This is a genomic window from Prevotella merdae, assembly GCF_900290275.1.
Classification (GTDB): domain Bacteria; phylum Bacteroidota; class Bacteroidia; order Bacteroidales; family Bacteroidaceae; genus Prevotella; species Prevotella merdae.
Genome location: NZ_LT985348.1, coordinates 1 through 809, shown reverse-complemented (window position 1 = coordinate 809; position 809 = coordinate 1). Strand labels below are relative to the sequence as shown.

At 45.9% G+C, this 809-nt stretch carries 2 protein-coding genes; both read left to right on the top strand.

What is annotated here, in order from left to right:
* Window positions 1-470, top strand: a 470-nt coding sequence (locus C9991_RS16540) for a hypothetical protein (protein WP_106813561.1), incomplete at its 5' end; no start/stop codon positions are given.
* Window positions 470-724 carry a DUF6926 domain-containing protein gene (locus C9991_RS16535; RefSeq protein ID WP_106813560.1) on the top strand — a complete coding sequence of 85 codons (255 nt, stop codon included), beginning with the start codon at window positions 470-472 and terminating at the stop codon, window positions 722-724. The genes C9991_RS16540 and C9991_RS16535, both read left to right, overlap by 1 nt.
* The last annotated feature ends 85 nt before the right edge of the window (window positions 725-809 follow it).

Here is an 809-nt window from a genome sequence, read left to right as displayed (position 1 = left end):
ACAAGTTGGCGGAACACTATGGCATCGACTATGAGAAGATGGGCATATCGGTAAGAGGACATGTCTATTGGGCAGAGTTTGAGGCAGACGATGACATCTGCTTGTTGTCCTTTGACACCGAAAGTGCATGGTCTGCCTGTGAGGAGTTCTTTGATGAACTGAACAAAGTCCTTGGTGGAGAACTTTCCATCAGTTATCGTGAGATAGAATGTGGATGCGACATTTTCTATGTCCACGACGAGCAAGGCTTCTTCCCAGAGGAATGCTGTGTGAGTTCTTCGGGTGAGCCTTTCGAGGATGCTTGTGAGGACGTCTTTGACACTTGCCAAGATGCTATTGTCAAGTGGTGTGAGAAGATGGGTATCTCGCAAGGTGACAGAACCGATGATGAAATGGTGGACTTCATCAACGGCTATGAGTATGAGAACGAGGACACCTATTATTATATAAACAAGTTCACGTTTGGCTGATGAAAAGATTTGAGACGATAGAGAAAATCCCCACTTGGGCATTATGCTATATTATCAATGGCGACCCTACGGGATTGAGTGATGAGGACATCAAGATGGTTGATGGCTTCATGCAGAAATGGCAGGTGGAGATTGTTTCTCCACTTAGCCAAGACGGAAACGCATCATTCTCGCACTATCCTGCCTTTGGACTACCTGCCGAGGTTGAGGAGTGCAAGGTGATTTATCATTCGGAGAACCCACAAACTTTATAGAGCTATGTTTGAATACGAAGAATTGACCGACATTATCGGTTGCAGTTGCACACTGCTGATACCCTACAGAGGACGCACAGAAGGT